Source organism: Micromonospora sp. NPDC002411 (assembly GCF_053592955.1).
On sequence record NZ_JBSFBM010000160.1, the window covers coordinates 1 to 15,062 of the forward strand.

The 15,062-nt window shown below is 71.7% G+C and carries 14 protein-coding genes, 1 pseudogene and 1 riboswitch; of the genes and pseudogenes, 7 read left to right on the forward strand and 8 right to left on the reverse strand.

Translation table 11 applies throughout. The features are described from left to right. The first annotated feature begins 130 nt into the window (after positions 1–130). Positions 131–361 (forward strand): hypothetical protein, encoded by a 231-nt coding sequence (locus tag ACWCO3_RS19515; protein ID WP_450011305.1) that lies wholly within the window; start codon positions 131–133, stop codon positions 359–361. A 24-nt stretch (positions 362–385) separates the two neighbouring features. Here ACWCO3_RS19515 and ACWCO3_RS19520 read toward each other — a convergent pair whose 3' ends face one another. After that, positions 386–1,222 carry a DUF3152 domain-containing protein gene (locus tag ACWCO3_RS19520; protein ID WP_145782675.1) on the reverse strand — a complete coding sequence of 279 codons (837 nt, stop codon included), beginning with the start codon at positions 1,220–1,222 and terminating at the stop codon, positions 386–388. A gap of 138 nt (positions 1,223–1,360) precedes the next feature. Between ACWCO3_RS19520 and ACWCO3_RS19525 the strand changes: the two genes are divergently transcribed. Both ACWCO3_RS19525 and ACWCO3_RS19530 read left to right on the forward strand, forming a co-directional pair. Beyond that, a complete protein-coding gene (locus tag ACWCO3_RS19525; protein WP_450011308.1) occupies positions 1,361–1,861 on the forward strand; it encodes a SigE family RNA polymerase sigma factor in 501 nt (166 codons plus the stop codon). Further along, positions 1,858–2,610 carry a hypothetical protein gene (locus tag ACWCO3_RS19530; RefSeq protein WP_145782671.1) on the forward strand — a complete coding sequence of 251 codons (753 nt, stop codon included), beginning with the start codon at positions 1,858–1,860 and terminating at the stop codon, positions 2,608–2,610. The genes ACWCO3_RS19525 and ACWCO3_RS19530 overlap by 4 nt, the downstream gene beginning before the upstream one ends. Before the next feature lie 31 nt (positions 2,611–2,641). On the opposite strand, the gene ACWCO3_RS19535 is transcribed toward ACWCO3_RS19530, so the two are convergent. Further along, positions 2,642–5,446, reverse strand: coding sequence for an ATP-binding protein (locus ACWCO3_RS19535; RefSeq protein ID WP_450011310.1), 2,805 nt, complete (start codon positions 5,444–5,446; stop codon positions 2,642–2,644). 204 nt (positions 5,447–5,650) lie between these two features. Between ACWCO3_RS19535 and ACWCO3_RS19540 the strand changes: the two genes are divergently transcribed. Continuing rightward, positions 5,651–7,102, forward strand: coding sequence for a M28 family peptidase (locus ACWCO3_RS19540; RefSeq protein WP_450011312.1), 1,452 nt, complete (start codon positions 5,651–5,653; stop codon positions 7,100–7,102). A gap of 63 nt (positions 7,103–7,165) precedes the next feature. Here ACWCO3_RS19540 and ACWCO3_RS19545 read toward each other — a convergent pair whose 3' ends face one another. Beyond that, positions 7,166–7,864 carry an SDR family oxidoreductase gene (locus tag ACWCO3_RS19545; RefSeq protein WP_450011314.1) on the reverse strand — a complete coding sequence of 233 codons (699 nt, stop codon included), beginning with the start codon at positions 7,862–7,864 and terminating at the stop codon, positions 7,166–7,168. Positions 7,865–8,013: 149 nt separating this feature from the next. Here ACWCO3_RS19545 and htpG point away from each other — a divergent pair, with 149 nt between their 5' ends. Next, entirely contained in the window at positions 8,014–9,942 is a 1,929-nt protein-coding gene (htpG, locus tag ACWCO3_RS19550) for a molecular chaperone HtpG (RefSeq protein ID WP_358168079.1), read from the forward strand. A gap of 328 nt (positions 9,943–10,270) precedes the next feature. Further along, positions 10,271–10,411, forward strand: a riboswitch (cyclic di-AMP (ydaO/yuaA leader). Further along, a complete protein-coding gene (locus tag ACWCO3_RS19555; protein WP_423435670.1) occupies positions 10,412–11,077 on the forward strand; it encodes a transglycosylase family protein in 666 nt (221 codons plus the stop codon). Positions 11,078–11,165: 88 nt separating this feature from the next. Here the strand turns inward: ACWCO3_RS19555 and ACWCO3_RS19560 are convergent, their stop codons facing one another. From ACWCO3_RS19560 to ACWCO3_RS19570, 3 genes are all read right to left on the reverse strand, one after another. After that, positions 11,166–11,501: a hypothetical protein gene (locus tag ACWCO3_RS19560; RefSeq protein WP_145782660.1), complete on the reverse strand. Its 336-nt coding sequence runs from the start codon at positions 11,499–11,501 to the stop codon at positions 11,166–11,168. Between the two features lie 124 nt (positions 11,502–11,625). Further along, positions 11,626–12,834, reverse strand: a complete 1,209-nt coding sequence (gene dinB, locus ACWCO3_RS19565; RefSeq protein ID WP_423435671.1) for a DNA polymerase IV — start codon at positions 12,832–12,834, stop codon at positions 11,626–11,628. A 36-nt stretch (positions 12,835–12,870) separates the two neighbouring features. After that, the gene (locus tag ACWCO3_RS19570) at positions 12,871–13,308 is read right to left on the reverse strand and encodes a VOC family protein (protein WP_358052896.1); all 438 of its coding nucleotides are present in this window, start codon (positions 13,306–13,308) and stop codon (positions 12,871–12,873) included. Between the two features lie 95 nt (positions 13,309–13,403). Between ACWCO3_RS19570 and ACWCO3_RS19575 the strand changes: the two genes are divergently transcribed. Further along, positions 13,404–14,378 (forward strand): helix-turn-helix transcriptional regulator, encoded by a 975-nt coding sequence (locus ACWCO3_RS19575; RefSeq protein ID WP_145782654.1) that lies wholly within the window; start codon positions 13,404–13,406, stop codon positions 14,376–14,378. Here the strand turns inward: ACWCO3_RS19575 and ACWCO3_RS19580 are convergent. Both ACWCO3_RS19580 and ACWCO3_RS19585 read right to left on the reverse strand, forming a co-directional pair. Then, positions 14,273–14,857, reverse strand: coding sequence for a GNAT family N-acetyltransferase (locus tag ACWCO3_RS19580; protein WP_450011319.1), 585 nt, complete (start codon positions 14,855–14,857; stop codon positions 14,273–14,275). The genes ACWCO3_RS19575 and ACWCO3_RS19580 overlap by 106 nt on opposite strands. Next, positions 14,854–15,062 (reverse strand): annotated as a pseudogene (locus ACWCO3_RS19585) (GNAT family N-acetyltransferase); the annotation flags it as partial. The gene ACWCO3_RS19580 and the pseudogene ACWCO3_RS19585, both read right to left, overlap by 4 nt.

A 15,062-nucleotide genomic window follows, 5' to 3' on the forward strand; every position in this document is an offset into this window, starting at 1 on the left:
GCGATGCGTACGACGACGACCTTTCCTCCGGTGACCTGTGCGGTGACCTCGGCGCTGACCGGCACGTCGCGGGATCGGTCGGCCGGTCGCCGCGCCGCCGGCCGACTCCGACCGCGACCGGTGGCCGCCCGTGTCCTACCTGCTGCTCCTCGGTGTTCTGGCGGTGCTGGCCCTGCTGTTCGTGCGTCGCCGTGCCCCAGGCCCCTCCGCCGCGCCGACGCCCGCCCCGGCCCCCGCTCCTGATCCCGGTCCCGGTCCCGTGCCGGACAATGTCAGCCGTCTGCCGACCAGCCTCAACGCCGTCTACGAGTTGGGCAGACTGGACGAGCGCCTGGAGCGGGAACGTGGCCGCCGCCCCTGAGGCGCCGCCGTCGGTCGATCGGGGTCAGTGCGCGGAATACGCGCCTTCGCGACGCGGGATCCTGTCGTCGTACGCCCCGACCGGCCCGCTGTAGCGGACCTTGCCCTGCGGGTACGGCCAGGCGTTCGCGGTGCAGCCGTGCAGACCCAGCGTCTGTTGCTGCATCACCGGCGCGGGTCGGCCCCGCCCGGGGCACCGCTCGTGACCGAACCCGAGTTTGTGCCCCACCTCGTGGTTGACCATGTACTCCCGGTAGGTGGCAAGACTCGCCCCGTACCCGGGCACCCCCTTGACCCAGCGCGCCACGTTGAGCACCACCCGACCACCGTTGCGGCACGAGGTGTAGCCCTCCGGCTGGTCCTGGCAGAGAGTGTCGCGGGTGCCGGGAGTGGCCAGGTAGATGGTGAAGTCGGTCGGATCGTCGGCGCCGACCCGGCGCAGTCGCCAGGCCCCGCCAGCCGTCCAACCGCGTGGGTCGTTCAGGGTCTCGGTGACCGCGGTGGCGATGTCCTCCACCGGCAGACCACGGATGTCGCGTTCCACGGCGACGCGGTACCGCATCAACGTGCCACGGCCGGTCCGCGCCGGCGCCGTCTCGGCGGGCGCTGTCGCCCACCGGTTCCCGCCGGAGGCGGGGTAGCTGATCGGGACGACAGGCACCGAACTGGGTACCACGTCGACGACCCCGGTCGGTCCGCCAGTGGCGACCGGCGCGAGGGGTCCGTCGGGCGACGGTCCGTCGGCGACGGGATCGTTCGCAGGTCGCCCGTCGGCTGGCAGTCCGCATCCGGTGAGCAGCGCCACCACCAGTAGCAGCGTCGCCGAGGCGGAACGCCATCGGTGGGTAGCCTTCGTCGACATGTCTCTCCCCTCGCGCAGCCTTCGGCGGCGGCGCGGAGGAGAAGACGGGTGACCGTGGCGAAAAGTTGATGTGACCCACCGCTCAACCTTTCGCCGACCTGACCCGTCCATAGCGGTGTGGCACGGGGGAGGTTCACGGTGGCGCGGGGCGACGCGGAGTTCGTCGAGTTCGCGCGGGCGGCGTCCGCGCGACTCGTTCACGCCGCGTTCCTGATGACCGGCGATCACCACCTGGCCGAGGACGCCGCGCAGACCGCCCTTACCCGCACGTACGCGTCCTGGTCGCGGGTCCACGACGACGACGCCTACGGGTACGCCCGGCGCACCCTGGTCAATCACCTGGTGGACGGGTGGCGCCGGCCGATGCGCGAGTACGCGACCGACGAGGTGCCGGAGCAACGGCGCGGAGACGTGGCCGACGAGGTCACCACCCGGCGCTGGCTGATCAGCATCCTCGGCGCGCTCAGCCCTCGGGAGCGGGCCATCGTCGTGCTGCGGTACTACTTCGACCTACCGGAGGCGCAGGTGGCCCGGGAGCTCGCCGTATCCGTGGGCACGGTCAAGAGCACCAGCTCGCGGGCCCTGCAGAAACTACGCGCCGCGGCGCCGCGGCACGCCGACGAGGAGGCGCGCCGATGAGCGAGCTGGAGCAGCTCCGCCACGCCATGCGGGAGACCGAGCGCCCCGACACCGTCCTCGACCTGGCCGCCGTGATGCGCGACGGGCGACGGTTGCGTACCCGTCGGCGGCTTGCCGGAGCCGGCGCGGCGACGCTCGCTGCCGGGTTGGCCGTCGTCGTCGTGGTGGCGGTCGACGCCCGGACCGGCGGTCCGCCGACGGCCGATCGGCCACCGCCGACGGCCGTCGCCCCGACACCGTCCGGTTCCCCGCCGACGCTGGCGCGGTCGATGGAGCCCACCCCTCCGCCGCCGGCCGGCGACGTGCCGTCCCCGAAACCGCTGGGCCAGGTGATCGACAGCAAGGTGCGGTACGGCACCGAGCAGCGGGTGTACTACGTCGTTCGGGTGTCCGTGCCCGGCGAACCGAAGGTGACCATCGGGCTGGCCGCCGGTCGTCGCCTCCCGGACGGCATGCTGACCACGGACATCCTGGTCAACGACGTGGAGGGGGCTGACCGCCGCCCCGGGTTCCACCAGATCGGCTACGACGAGCGTTCGTCGACCACGCCGGTGCCCACCTTCGGCTACTTCGTCGGCCCCGCCCACCGCGTCATCGGCACCGTGGACGGGCGGCAGGTCGATGCCCGCCTTGCCCGGTGGAGTGTCGACAAGCAGGTGGTGATCTTCTGGTTCGATCCGACACTGCTGACCCCGGGGGAGCGGCTCGACGGCATCATCGCCCGCGACGCCGCCGGTGGTCAGCTCTGACGCAGACTGCTGGTTGCCCCGGGCCGGCCACTCAGGCCGGGTCGTCCAGCCGGCGTTCGATGGTCACCGTCGTCCCCTCGGCGGTGGAGACCAGCCGCACGTCGCCGTAGGCGTTCATCAGCAGCGCGCCGCGGCCCCGGTCCATCGCCGGTCGGCGGTCCCGCCAGGTGCCGAAGTCCCGCACCGAGATCCGGACCAGACCGTCACCCACCTGGACCCGTACCCGTACCTCCGGACGGCTGGGCCGCTGTGCGTGCTCGACGGCGTTGTTCACCGCCTCGGACGCGGCCAGCAGCAGGTCCTCCAGCACGTCCGGGTCGACGGCGAGGTCGCACAGCGTCCGTCGGACGTCTCTGCGCATCGCCGCCGCCGAGGTGGGCGCGGACGGGTACGCCCAGCTGGTGTCCAGGACGTCGTCGGTGCCGTTCCGGTCGGCCAGAGCATCGCGCGCGGACGCGCCGGAGTCCGGCCTGCCGGTGGCGACGCCGTCCGCCGTCCCCCCGACCGCCGTCCCCCCGTCCTCGGCCGTCGGCTCCGCGACCGCCGCGACCGCGCCGGCTCGTGCCGATGGGGCGTCGCCCGTCCCCGTGCCGGCCGGGTCGTGGCGGTCGCGGGCCCGCCGGATGGCGGCCCGGATCCGGGCGATCAGCTCGGTCGCGGCGAACGGCTTCACCAGGTAGTCGTCGGCGCCCAGGCCGAAGCCCTCCACGCTGGCCTCACCGCCGGCACGGGCGGACAGCACCAGCACCGGCAGCGTCCGGGTCGTCGGGTCCGCGCGGAGTTGGCGCAGCAGGTCGAAACCGTCCAGCACCGGCATCATCACGTCGGTGAGGACCAGGTCGGGTCGTTCGCGGTGGATCTCGTCGAGGGCCTTCCGACCGTCGGTGACGGCCCGTACCCGCCAGCCCTGCCCGGTGAGCAGCCGGCTGAGGTACGCCCGCATGTCGGTGTTGTCGTCGGCGACCAGGATCCGCGCGCCGGCCAGCTCGTCCACTGTCGGCCCGGAGGCGTGCTCGGGCTCCGTCGGGTTGTCGCTGGCCTCGGCGAGCCAGCCGGTCGCCTCCTCCACGGCGGCGCGGGCCGCGTCACCCCGCCGTTCCACCGGAGGGTCGGCCACCGCGTTACGGCGTGTCGCCGACCAGGGCAGCACCACGGTGAAGGTGCTGCCGACACCCACCCGGCTGGTCACCCGCACCTCGCCGCCCTCCAGTCGGGCCAACTCGTGCACCAGGGCCAGGCCGATGCCGGTGCCCTCGTGGCTGCGCGAGCGCGCCCCCCGCACCCGGTGGAAGCGGTCGAAGAGCTTCGGCAGGTCCTGCTCGGCGATGCCGATGCCGGTGTCCGCGACGGTGAGGCGTACCTCCTCGTCGTCGGCGTCGAGGGTGACCCGGATCCGGCCGATGAACGTGTACTTCAGGGCGTTGGACAGCAGATTGGTGACGATGCGTTCCCAGTTGACCGGGTCGATCGTGACCGGCCGTGGCAGCGGCGGGCAGACCACCTCCAGGGTCAGCCCGGCCCGCTCCACGGCGGCCCGGAACACGCCGGCGAGCTCCGCGGTGAGCGCGGACAGGTCGACAGTCCGGGCATCGCTACGAGCGCGACCGGCTTCCAGGCTGGAGAAGGTGAGCAGGCTGTTGACGAGCGTCAGCAGCCGGGTGGCGTTGCGCCAGGCGGTCTCCACCCGCTCCCGCTGCACGGTCGCCAGGGGTGCGGTGGCGTCGGTGAGGGCGTCGGCCAGCGGGCCGAGCATGAGTGTCAACGGGGTACGGAACTCGTGGCTGACGTTGGCGAAGAAGTCGGTCTTCACCCGATCGAGCTCGGCCAACGCCTCGATCCGGCGCCGCTCCTCCTCGTACTCCTGGGCGTTGCGCAACGCCAGGGACGCCTGTTGCGCCAGGAGTTGGTGGAAGGACCGGTACGCCTCGTCGAGCCGTCGGCTCGGGCTGACCCCGGCCAGCAGGACACCGAGTGGCTGGTCCTCGTCGCCGGACGGCAGTGGCAGCGCCAGCGCGGTGTGGACCGGGTCGTCCCACGCGCCGGCGGGCAGCGTCATCCGGTCGGCGACGTCGGAGACCTGAGCCGGGCGACCCTCCGCGGCGTCCGGCAGCCCCCAGGCGTGCGCGATCGGGCCCGCGTCGGCCAGGTCGACGGTGTCCGGCAGCGCGCCCTGGACGCCGCCGGTGTGGGCGACCCGCCGCAGGGACGCGCCGTCGCGCAGGTAGATGGCGGCGAACGGCACGTCCAGCGGGTGGCCGCCGATCGTGTCGATCAGCCGGGCGCCTGTCGCGTCCACGTCGACGGTGCGACCGTCTCCGAGGACGGACAGGTCGCGCAGCAGCCGCAGCCGACGTTCGCCGACCACCTGCTCGGTGACCTCGCTGCACACGGTGAACACGCCGACGGTACGGCCGTCGTCGTCCCGGGCCGGGGCGTGCGAGACGCTGAAGTACGCCTCCTCGCGGTAGCCGGCCCGCTCCAGCAGCAGCCGCAGGGCCGGGACCCAGCTGGCCACCCCCGTCGTCATGGCCTGCTGGACCAGCGGGGCGAGCACGTCCCAGCCCTCGGCCAGGGTCACCCGCACGTCGTTGCCGAGCGCGGCGGGGTGCTTGTCGCCGATCAGCGTGGAGTACGCGTCGTTGTAGAGCTGGGAGAACCCCTCGCCCCAGAGCAGCAGCATGGGGTACCGGGAGGAGAGGACCAGCCGGACCGCGACCCGCAGGCTCTGCGGCCACCCGTCGACCGGGCCGAGCGGCGTACGGGCCCAGTCCAGCCCGGCCATCAGCCGACCGGTGTCGCCACCGCCGCTGAACAGGTCAATGCTGGGTCGTGTCACGCTCGACCCGGCTCCATCGCAAGCCCCCGTTCCGGGCCCGACGACCCCTGCTGGCGTTACCTACCCATCCTGGCACCTCTACTCACCTGTGCCGACGCCGGTACCCACCGTCGAACCGTCGGTGGTTCGGGACGAACGACCGATGCCCAATGCATCGACATCTGTAAGTGTCTCGGGTATCCCTTTAACCCCCGAGGAGCCCCCATGAGAGGCAGAACGCTGAGCGCGGGAGTCGCGCTCGCCGTGTTCGCCGGGATGACGGTGGCGCTGGCCGCACAGCCGGTGGCCGCGTCACCCACGACCGCGACGACGATGGCCCGGCCGATCGCCGCCACCGTTGCCGCGCTGGCTGCACCGGACATTTCGGTCACCAATGTCCAAGCCCACCTCACCCAGTTCAACAGCATCGCCACCAACAACGGCGGTAACCGGCGGGCCGGCTCGGCCGGCTACACGGCCTCGCTCGCCTACGTCAAGAGCAGGCTGCAGTCCGCCGGCTACACCGTCAGTGAGCAGTACTGCTCCAGCTGCCGGTACCCGTCGAACAACCTCATCGCGGAGTGGCGAGGCGGTCCGACCGACCAGGTGGTCATGTTCGGCGCCCACCTGGACGGTGTCTCGGCCGGTCCCGGCATCAACGACAACGCCACCGGCTCGGCGACCCTGCTGGAGAACGCGCTGGTCCTGGCCGCGCAGAACCCGACCATGACGAAGAAGGTCAGGTTCGCCTGGTGGACCGACGAGGAGCAGGGCCTCAACGGCTCCCGCTTCTACGTCAACTCGCTCAACTCCACCCAGCGCGGCTACATCAAGGGCTACTACAACTTCGACATGGTCGGCTCTATCAACGGCGGCTACTTCATCAACCGGGTCACCTCGACCACGGCGGCGCCGCTGAAGGCGTACTGGGACTCGTTGGGTCTGCAACCCGAGGAGAACGTCGAGGGTCAGGGCCGCTCCGACGACTACTACTTCCAGCAGGCCGGCATCCCCACCTCCGGCTACGCCGCCGGCGCCAGCGCCCGCAAGACCAGCGCCCAGGCGGCCAAGTGGGGCGGCACCGCCAACGCCGCATACGACCCCTGCTACCACCGGTCCTGCGACACCACCGCCAACGTCAGCGCCACCGTGCTGAACCGGGCGGCCGATGGCGTCGCGTACGCGTTGTGGCAGCTCGCCGTGAGCGGCGGCACCCCGACCTGCACCGGTGGTCAGGTGATCGGGAACGGCGGCTTCGAGAGCGGCAGCACCCCGTGGACCGCGTCCTCCGGCGTGATCACCAATTCCAGCAGCCAGCCGGCCCGGACCGGGTCGTACAAGGCGTGGCTGGGCGGCAACGGCAGCTCCAGCACTGAGAGCCTGTCGCAGTCGGTGACGGTGCCGGCCGGCTGTGCCAGCTACACGCTGTCGTTCTGGCTGCACGTCGACACCGCCGAGACGACCGGCTCCACGGCGTACGACCGGCTCACCGTGCAGGTGGGCTCCACCACGCTGGCGACGTACTCGAATCTGAACGCGGCCGCCGGCTACACCCAGCGCAGCTTCAACGTGGCCGGGTTCGCCGGTCAGACGGTGACCCTGAAGTTCACCGGCACCGAGGACTCGTCGTTGCAGACCAGCTTCGTGCTCGACGACGTGGCGTTGCAGGCGAGCTGAGCGCGTACCCGTGCAGGTGGGCCGCCGCCGGTGCTTGCTGGCGGCGGCCCGTCGCGTCGTGGGTCAGGGGAGCTGGGGGTAGAGCGCCGCCACGCCCCCGGGGAACCCGGCCTGCACCCGCCGGCTGACGTCGTCGGCGACGATCTCGTACGCGTCGGCCTCGATACCGTCCACGCTGAGCCGGGCGATCACCGCCGGGTCGGACTTCGGGCCGGTCACATTGGCGGCCATGTCGGTGTCCAGGTAGCCGACGTGCAGGCCGGCGACCCGGACGCCCCGCTCGGCGAGCTGGAGGCGCAGCGCGTTGGTCATCGCCCACTCGGCGGACTTCGCGGCACCGTAGGCGGCGTGCATCGGGAAGTTCACCCAGGACAGCACGGAGAGCACGTTGAGGATCGTTCCGCCGCCGTTGCCGGCGATGACCGGCGCGAACGCCCGGACCGTGGACAGGGTGCCGATGTAGTGGGTCTCCAGCTCCAGCCGGACGAGGTCCAGGTCGCCGTCGAGGAGGTCGGTCCGGGTGTCGATGCCCGCGTTGTTGATCAGCAGGTTCACGCCGCCGGCAAGCTCGGCGGCGGCGGCCACCGAGGCGGGGTCGGTGATGTCCAGGCGCACCGGCGTCACGCCGGGGAGGTCCACGGCGTCCGGGTTGCGCGCGCCGGCGTAGACGGTGGCGCCACGGGCGAGGAGTTCGGCGGCCAGGTGGCGGCCGAGGCCACGGTTGGCGCCGGTGACGAGGGCGGTGCTTCCAGAGATCTTCATGGCGGTCACGCTATCCCACCTGACTTCTGTTAACCAAAGTCAGCCATGTCACACCGACGCCCCCCTCAATCGGGAATGCGACCCGGACGCGGCGGCACCCCGGCCCGTGACGACTCGTATCCTTTCCGCGAAACCCCGCACGAGCCGAGATGGGAGACGGTGTGAGCAACCAGGCCGAAACGTTGGAGTTCCAGGCCGAGGCGCGTCAGCTCCTCCAGTTGGTGGTCCACTCGATCTATTCGAACAAGGACGTCTTCCTGCGGGAGCTCATCTCGAACGCCTCCGACGCCCTGGACAAGCTGCGGCTGGCCACTCTCGTCGACAAGGACCTCGTCGCCGACACCGACGACCTGCACGTGACGATCGAGGTCGACAAGGACGCCCGCACCCTCAGCGTGCGGGACAACGGCATCGGGATGACCCGCGACGAGGTCGTCCAGTTGATCGGCACCATCGCCAAGTCGGGCACCGCCGAGCTGCTGCGCCAACTGCGGGAATCCGCCGACGCGCGCGCCTCGCAGGACCTGATCGGCCAGTTCGGCGTCGGCTTCTACGCCGCGTTCATGGTCGCCGACCGGGTCACCCTGGTCACCCGCAAGGCCGGCGAGACCGGCGGCACCCGCTGGGAGTCCACCGGCGAGGGCACGTACTCGATCGAGGCGGTGGACGAGGCCCCGCAGGGCACCACTGTGACCCTGCACCTCAAGCCGGCCGACACCGAGGACAACCTGCACGACTACACCGCAGAGTGGACCGTCCGCGACATCGTCAAGCGCTACTCCGACTTCATCGCCTGGCCGATCCGGATGACCGTCGAACGCCCCGGCGCCGACGGCGAGGCCGCCACCAGCGAGGTGCAGACCCTCAACTCGATGAAGGCGCTCTGGGCGCGGCCCCGCGACGAGGTCGACGCTGCCGAGTACAACGAGTTCTACAAGCACGTCAGCCACGACTGGGCCGACCCGCTCGAGGTCGTGCACATGAAGGGCGAGGGCACCTTCGAGTACGAGGCGCTGCTGTTCCTGCCCAGCCACGCCCCACTGGACCTGTTCTCCCCGCAGGGCCGCCGAGGCGTCCAGCTCTACGTCAAGCGTGTCTTCATCATGGACGACTGCGAAGCGCTCGTCCCGACCTACCTGCGCTTCGTCAAGGGTGTGGTCGACGCGCACGACCTGTCGCTGAACATCTCCCGGGAGATCCTCCAGCAGGACCGGCAGATCCAGATCGTCCGTCGCCGCCTGGTCAAGAAGATCCTCGCCACGGTCAAGGACCTGAAGGCCAACCACGCCGAGCGCTACCGCACCTTCTGGACCGAGTTCGGCGCGGTGGTCAAGGAAGGGCTGATCGACGACACCGACAACCGCGACACCCTGCTGGACATCCTCTCCGTCGCCTCCACCCACGACGCGACCGAGCCCACCGACCTGGCCGGTTACGTCTCGCGGATGAAGGACGGCCAGAGCGACATCTGGTACGCCACCGGTGAGTCCCGGGCCGCCATCGAGAACTCGCCGCACCTCGAGGCCTTCCGGGCCAAGGGTCACGAGGTGCTGCTGCTCACCGACCAGGTCGACGAGGTGTGGGTCGAGCGGGTCGGCGCGTACGACGGCAAGACGCTGCGCTCGATCGCCAAGGGCGAGATCGACCTGGACACCGACGAGGAGAAGCAGCAGGCCGAGGCCGAGCGCGAGCAGCAGCGGCAGGAGTTCGCCGGCCTGCTCGAGTGGCTCGGCACCACGCTGACCGACAGCGTCCGGGAGGTCCGGCTGTCGTCGCGACTGACCACCTCACCGGCCTGCGTGGTCGGCGACGCCCACGACCTCACGCCGACCCTGGAGAAGATGTACCGGGCCATGGGGCACGAGGTGCCCCCGACCAAGCGGATCCTGGAGATCAACCCCGGGCACCCGCTGGTCTCCGGGCTGCGCAAGGCCCACGAGCAGGGGAGCGACCAGGCGGCCCTGACCGAGACTGCCGAGCTGCTCTACGGCCTGGCCGTGCTCGCCGAGGGCGGTGAGCTGACCGACCCGGCCCGCTTCACCCGGACGCTCGCCGACCGGCTGGCGCGCACTCTGTAGACGGTCGACCTCCCGGCCGGCGGGCCACCCGACCAGGGACCCGCCGGCCGGTTCGGCGTACCGGCGTCGTGCATCCGATCACCAACGGACACGTCGAGTCGCTCGGTGCTACACCGTGGCCTGGCTGCGTCACGAGGCCTGATCGGTACCGGTCCACAGTGCTCTCTGCACAGTGTCCGGCCGGCCGCAACCGCTGCGGACGGCGCCCCGCGTACCCCGGTGAAGAACTTCACAGGGGTTGGGCGATCGTCACCGAACGTGCCTAACGTCGGTCGGGTTCGCCACTGCGGACACCGCGGCCGGCAACGCCAAATCCTGCCCCCGGCCGTCGGAACCCAGTCACCCGGGCAGGAGCGGGGGACCCACACGTTCCTCGGTGCACGTCACCTCGGGGTGAAGCCGCCACCGTGCGGCCGGGCTCCTCGGCCCGAACCCGACAGCTCACCTCGCCGGCGTGGAGGAAGCTCACATGACGTCTGTTCACACGCCCCGTCATCGACGGGTCACCACCCGCCGCCTCGCCGTCGGCACCCTGGCCGTCGGTGCCGTCACCGGCGCTGTCGCCCTCTTCGGCCCGGCCGCCCCGGCGCAGGCCGGAGTCAACTGGGACGCGATCGCCAAGTGCGAGTCCGGCGGTAACTGGAAGATCAATACCGGCAACGGCTACTTCGGTGGCCTGCAGTTCTCGCAGAGCACCTGGGCCGGTTACGGCGGCAAGAAGTACGCCGCCCGCGCCGACCTGGCCAGCCGTGGCGAGCAGATCGCCATCGCCGAGAAGGTGCTCGACGGGCAGGGCATCGGTGCCTGGCCGACCTGCGGCAAGAAGGGCGGCTCGTCGGGAGGCTCCGCCACGAAGTCGACCAAGTCCACCGCGAAGTCGACGAAGTCCACCGCGAAGCCCACCGAGCGGCAGGAGCGGCCGTCGCGCGGCGAGCAGCCGGCGACCCGCAACCATGAACGCACCGCGGCGCCGGCCGGCGGCCAGACGTACCTGGTCAAGCCGGGCGACACCCTGTCGGAGATCGCCGACGCCCGTCGGGTGTCCGGCGGCTGGCAGGCGCTGTACGAACACAACCGGAAGCTGATCGGGGCCGACCCGGGTCTGATCTTCCCCGGTCAGAAGCTCAGCCTCTGACGGACGGCACACGAACGCTCGGCCGGGTCATCGGCCGAGCGTTCGTGTGTTCGGTGCTGGTCAGCCCGAGTGCCGGGCCGGGTTCGAGTCACGCCGCCGAGGCGGACGCCTTCGGCGCTCGACGCGACGCCACCGGGCCGGCGTTGCGACCCCAGCGAGAGGTCGATGCCAGATCGGTCCCGCCGTCGACGGTCACCTCGACGGAGTCAGACCCGCCGCGGGACAGACGCAGCGAATGCTCGGCGCCCTGACGGGCAGCGCAGGGCCAGGCCTGCCCGGCGCACTGGAGATTGCGGCAGTGACCCTCGTCGTCCGGCTCGTGGGCGCTCAACACGTCGATCGCCAGTTGCCAGAGCAGCGGGTCGGTCACGTCGTGCGGGCGCTCGGCGCCGCGGCTCGCTCGGTTGCTGGTGTCCTCGGACATGGTGGGTCCCCCCTTGTCAGGCTGTACCCCCCAAGGGTCACCCGTCGGCCGCCGGCTAAACCGCCGACCTGCTGTGATGTGTCTCCTGTCCCACCTCCGCGCGTGGACACCGCACGCAGATCGGTCAATCCGGCAGCAGCGGCATCTCGACACCCGGCTCCCGGCCGAGCAGGACCGCACGGGTGAGCGCCGTCGAGCCGAACCGGTCACGGACCGCGTCGACAGCGGCGTCCAACTCCGCGCCCGGGTCGCGGTGGAACGGCAACTCCGGCTGCACCGGACTGTCGTCCAGGTTGCCCACCGACACACCGATCAGCGTGACACCACGACTGTCGATCTCGGACTGGGCCGCCCGCAGCAATGCGCGCGCGGCGGCGAGCAGCGGCGTCGTGTCCGCTGTCGCCTTGCCGATGGTGTGCGAGCGGGTCGCCCGGCTGTAGTCGCCGAAGCGCAGCCGCAGCACCACAGTGCGACCGGACCGCCCGGCCGCGCGCATCCGCCGGGTGACCCGGTCGACCAGACCGGCGAGGATGGCGTCCAGTTCCGCCGGGGCGCGCGGGGTGCGACTCAGCGCGTGTTGGGCACCCATCGAGCCGCGTCGGCGACCAACCTGCACCGCGCGTGGGTCACGGTTGTGCGCCAGGGCGTGCAGGTGCCGGCCGGCACCGGACCCGAGCAGCGACACCAACGCGGCCTCACCGAGCCGGGCCACCTCGCCGACGGTACGGATCCGGTGCTCCCGCAGCTTCGCGGAGGTGACCGGGCCGACGCCCCACAACCGTTCGACCGGAAGCGGGTGCAGGAACGCCACCTCGGCGTCCGGTGCGACTACCAGCAAGCCGTCCGGCTTCGCCACCCCGCTGGCCACCTTCGCCAGGAACTTCGTGCGGGCCACACCCACCGTGATCGGAAGGTGGACCCGTTCACGAACCTCTCGACGCAGCCGCGCCGCGATGTCGGCCGGTGGCCCGACCAGCCGCCGCAGGCCACCCACGTCCAGGAACGCCTCGTCTATGGAGATCCCCTCGACCAGCGGAGTGGTCTGCCGGAAGACCTCGAAGACCGCGCGGCTCGCCGCCGTGTACGCCGACATCCGAGGCGGCACCACTATCGCGTCCGGACACAGCCGGCGTGCCTGCTGGCCGCCCATCGCGCTGCGGACGCCCCGCGCCTTCGCCTCGTAGCTGGCCGCGAGGACCACGCCCCCGCCGACGATCACCGGCCGGCCGCGCAGGCGTGGATCGTCGCGCTGCTCGACCGACGCGTAGAAGGCGTCCAGGTCGGCGTGCAGGATGCTGGCACCGGGCGACACGTACACATGTTCGCATGACATCCGGTGATCGCGGCAGTGACCTGGGCGGACGTGGCGTCAGTCGAGGCAGAACTCGTTGCCCTCCGGGTCGGCCATGACGAGGTGCCCGGCACCCAGCGGGGGAGCGGGCTCGTGGCGACCGAGCCGGGTGGCGCCGTGCGCGGCGAGCCGCTCGGCCTCCTTCTCCAGGGCCGCCATCCGCTCGTCACCCTCCAGCCCGGGTGCGGCCCGCACATCGATGTGTACGCGATTCTTGACCTGCTTGGGCTCGGGAACCCGTTGGAAGAACAGCCGTGGTCGCGAGCCCTCGGGGTCGACCACCGCCGACGCGTCGTTGCGGTGCTCCGGCGGCACCCCCATCGCGTCGAGCGCCTGCTCCCAGGACTCGAAGTTCCCGGGCGGGCCCTGTACCTGGTAGCCGAGGGCCTCGGCCCAGAACGCCGCCAACGCGGCGGGGTCGGCGCAGTCGAAGGTGATCTGCATGTCGCGGGCCATGTCAGCTCCCTGTCTCGTGATCCTGGTCGGTCATGGGACCAGCCTCTCGTGGATAGCGGACAGAACCGTTCCGCATTCTGTGTAACGATCGGCGCGTGACCGTCGAGGCGACGACCGAGCGAGTGTTGCGGCTGCTGGCGCTGCTCCAGCGGCGGCCATCCTGGACGGCCGCGGACCTCGCCGCCGAGCTCGGCGTCACCGACCGTTGCGTGCGTCGTGACGTGCGGCGACTACGTGCGCTCGGCTATCCCGTGCACGCGGTGCCGGGGGTCGGTGGTGGCTACCAGCTCGGTGCGGGCACCCGCCTGCCACCGCTGCTCCTCGACGACGAGGAGGCGATCGCGACGGCGGTCTCGCTGCGCCTCGCCTCGGGCGGCACGATCGCCGGCGCGGGCGAGGCGGCCCTGCGGGCCCTCACGAAGCTCGACCAGGTCATGCCGGCACGGTTGCGCGCCGAGGTACGGGCGGTGCACGGGTCCACGGAGACGCTCATGGGTCCGGTGGCCGAGATCGACGCGGAGGTGCTGGTGACGCTGGCCCGGGCCTGCCGCGACGCGGTGCGGGTGCGATTCACCTACGAGGCACGCAACGGTGGGCAGCACGAGCGGACGGTCGAGCCGGTCCGGATGGTCACGACAGGTCGCCGCTGGTACCTGATGGCCTGGGACGTGGACCGCGACGACTGGCGGACGTTCCGCCTGGACCGGATGGCTGCCGCGTTTGCGACGACCTGGCGTTTCCGGGCGCGCGAGCACCCGGACCCGGTCGCCTTCGTGCAGCGGGCCGTGACCGAGGCGTCGTACCGGTATCTCGCCCGGGCACGTGTGCGCGCGACGGTCGACCAGGTGCGGGAGGTGGTGCCACCCCAGGTGGGGCGGGTCGAGGACGACCGCGACGGGTGGTGCGTGCTGGTCGTCGGCGGGGAGCGCCTGGACTGGCTCGCCGCGCACCTCGCCCGTCTGAGTTACGAGGTGGAGGTGGTGGAGCCTCCGGAGTTGCGCGACGCCGCGGCCCTGCTCGCCCGCCGGCTCGCGGCGATGGCCGGCACGGCGTCACCGGACAGCGTGTAGTGACGCAGCGACACCGCGCTGCCGTCGGGTGCGGTCCACGCAGCGGTGCTGGTCCCGGTGCACCGCCATCCGGTCCGCTCGTAGAGGGCGGTGGCCGCGGCGCCGTCGGACGTCACCTCGAGCGTCAGATCGGTCCCATGTGCGCTCGCCCACTGGTGAACCCGGTCCAGCAGCGCACCGCCCAGCGCCAATCCCCGGGCGCTCGGCGTCACGAACAAACGTGCCACCTCGGCCGTCGGCCGGCCCAGCGACGCGCCCGCCGGCCCGGGCACCACCCGGTGCACCGCGACGTGCCCGACGATCGCCGCGTCGTCGGCGACAGCGACCCAGGCGTGGTCCGGGCGCGGCTCACTCAGCCAGCGGCGCGGGTCGGCGGGCCAGTTCAGGGGATACCTGTCGACCCGGTGGACCTCGGCGAGCGCCGCGACGCATCCGTCGAGGTCGGCGGCACGCCGTCGGCGGATGCGCGGTGTGCTCACAGGTCGTCGAACGGGAGTGCGTAGCGGAACTCACCCCGGATCGAGTCGCGCCACGCGGCCATCGGACGGGCCATGAAGTACTGCGGCCCCCAGGGCTGTGGCGGAGTGACGCCCAGGTCGACGGCGGGCCCGAATCCGAAGCGCGGGTAGTAGTCGGGATGCCCGAGCAGCACCACGAGCGGCTCGTCCCGCGCGTCGGCCGCGC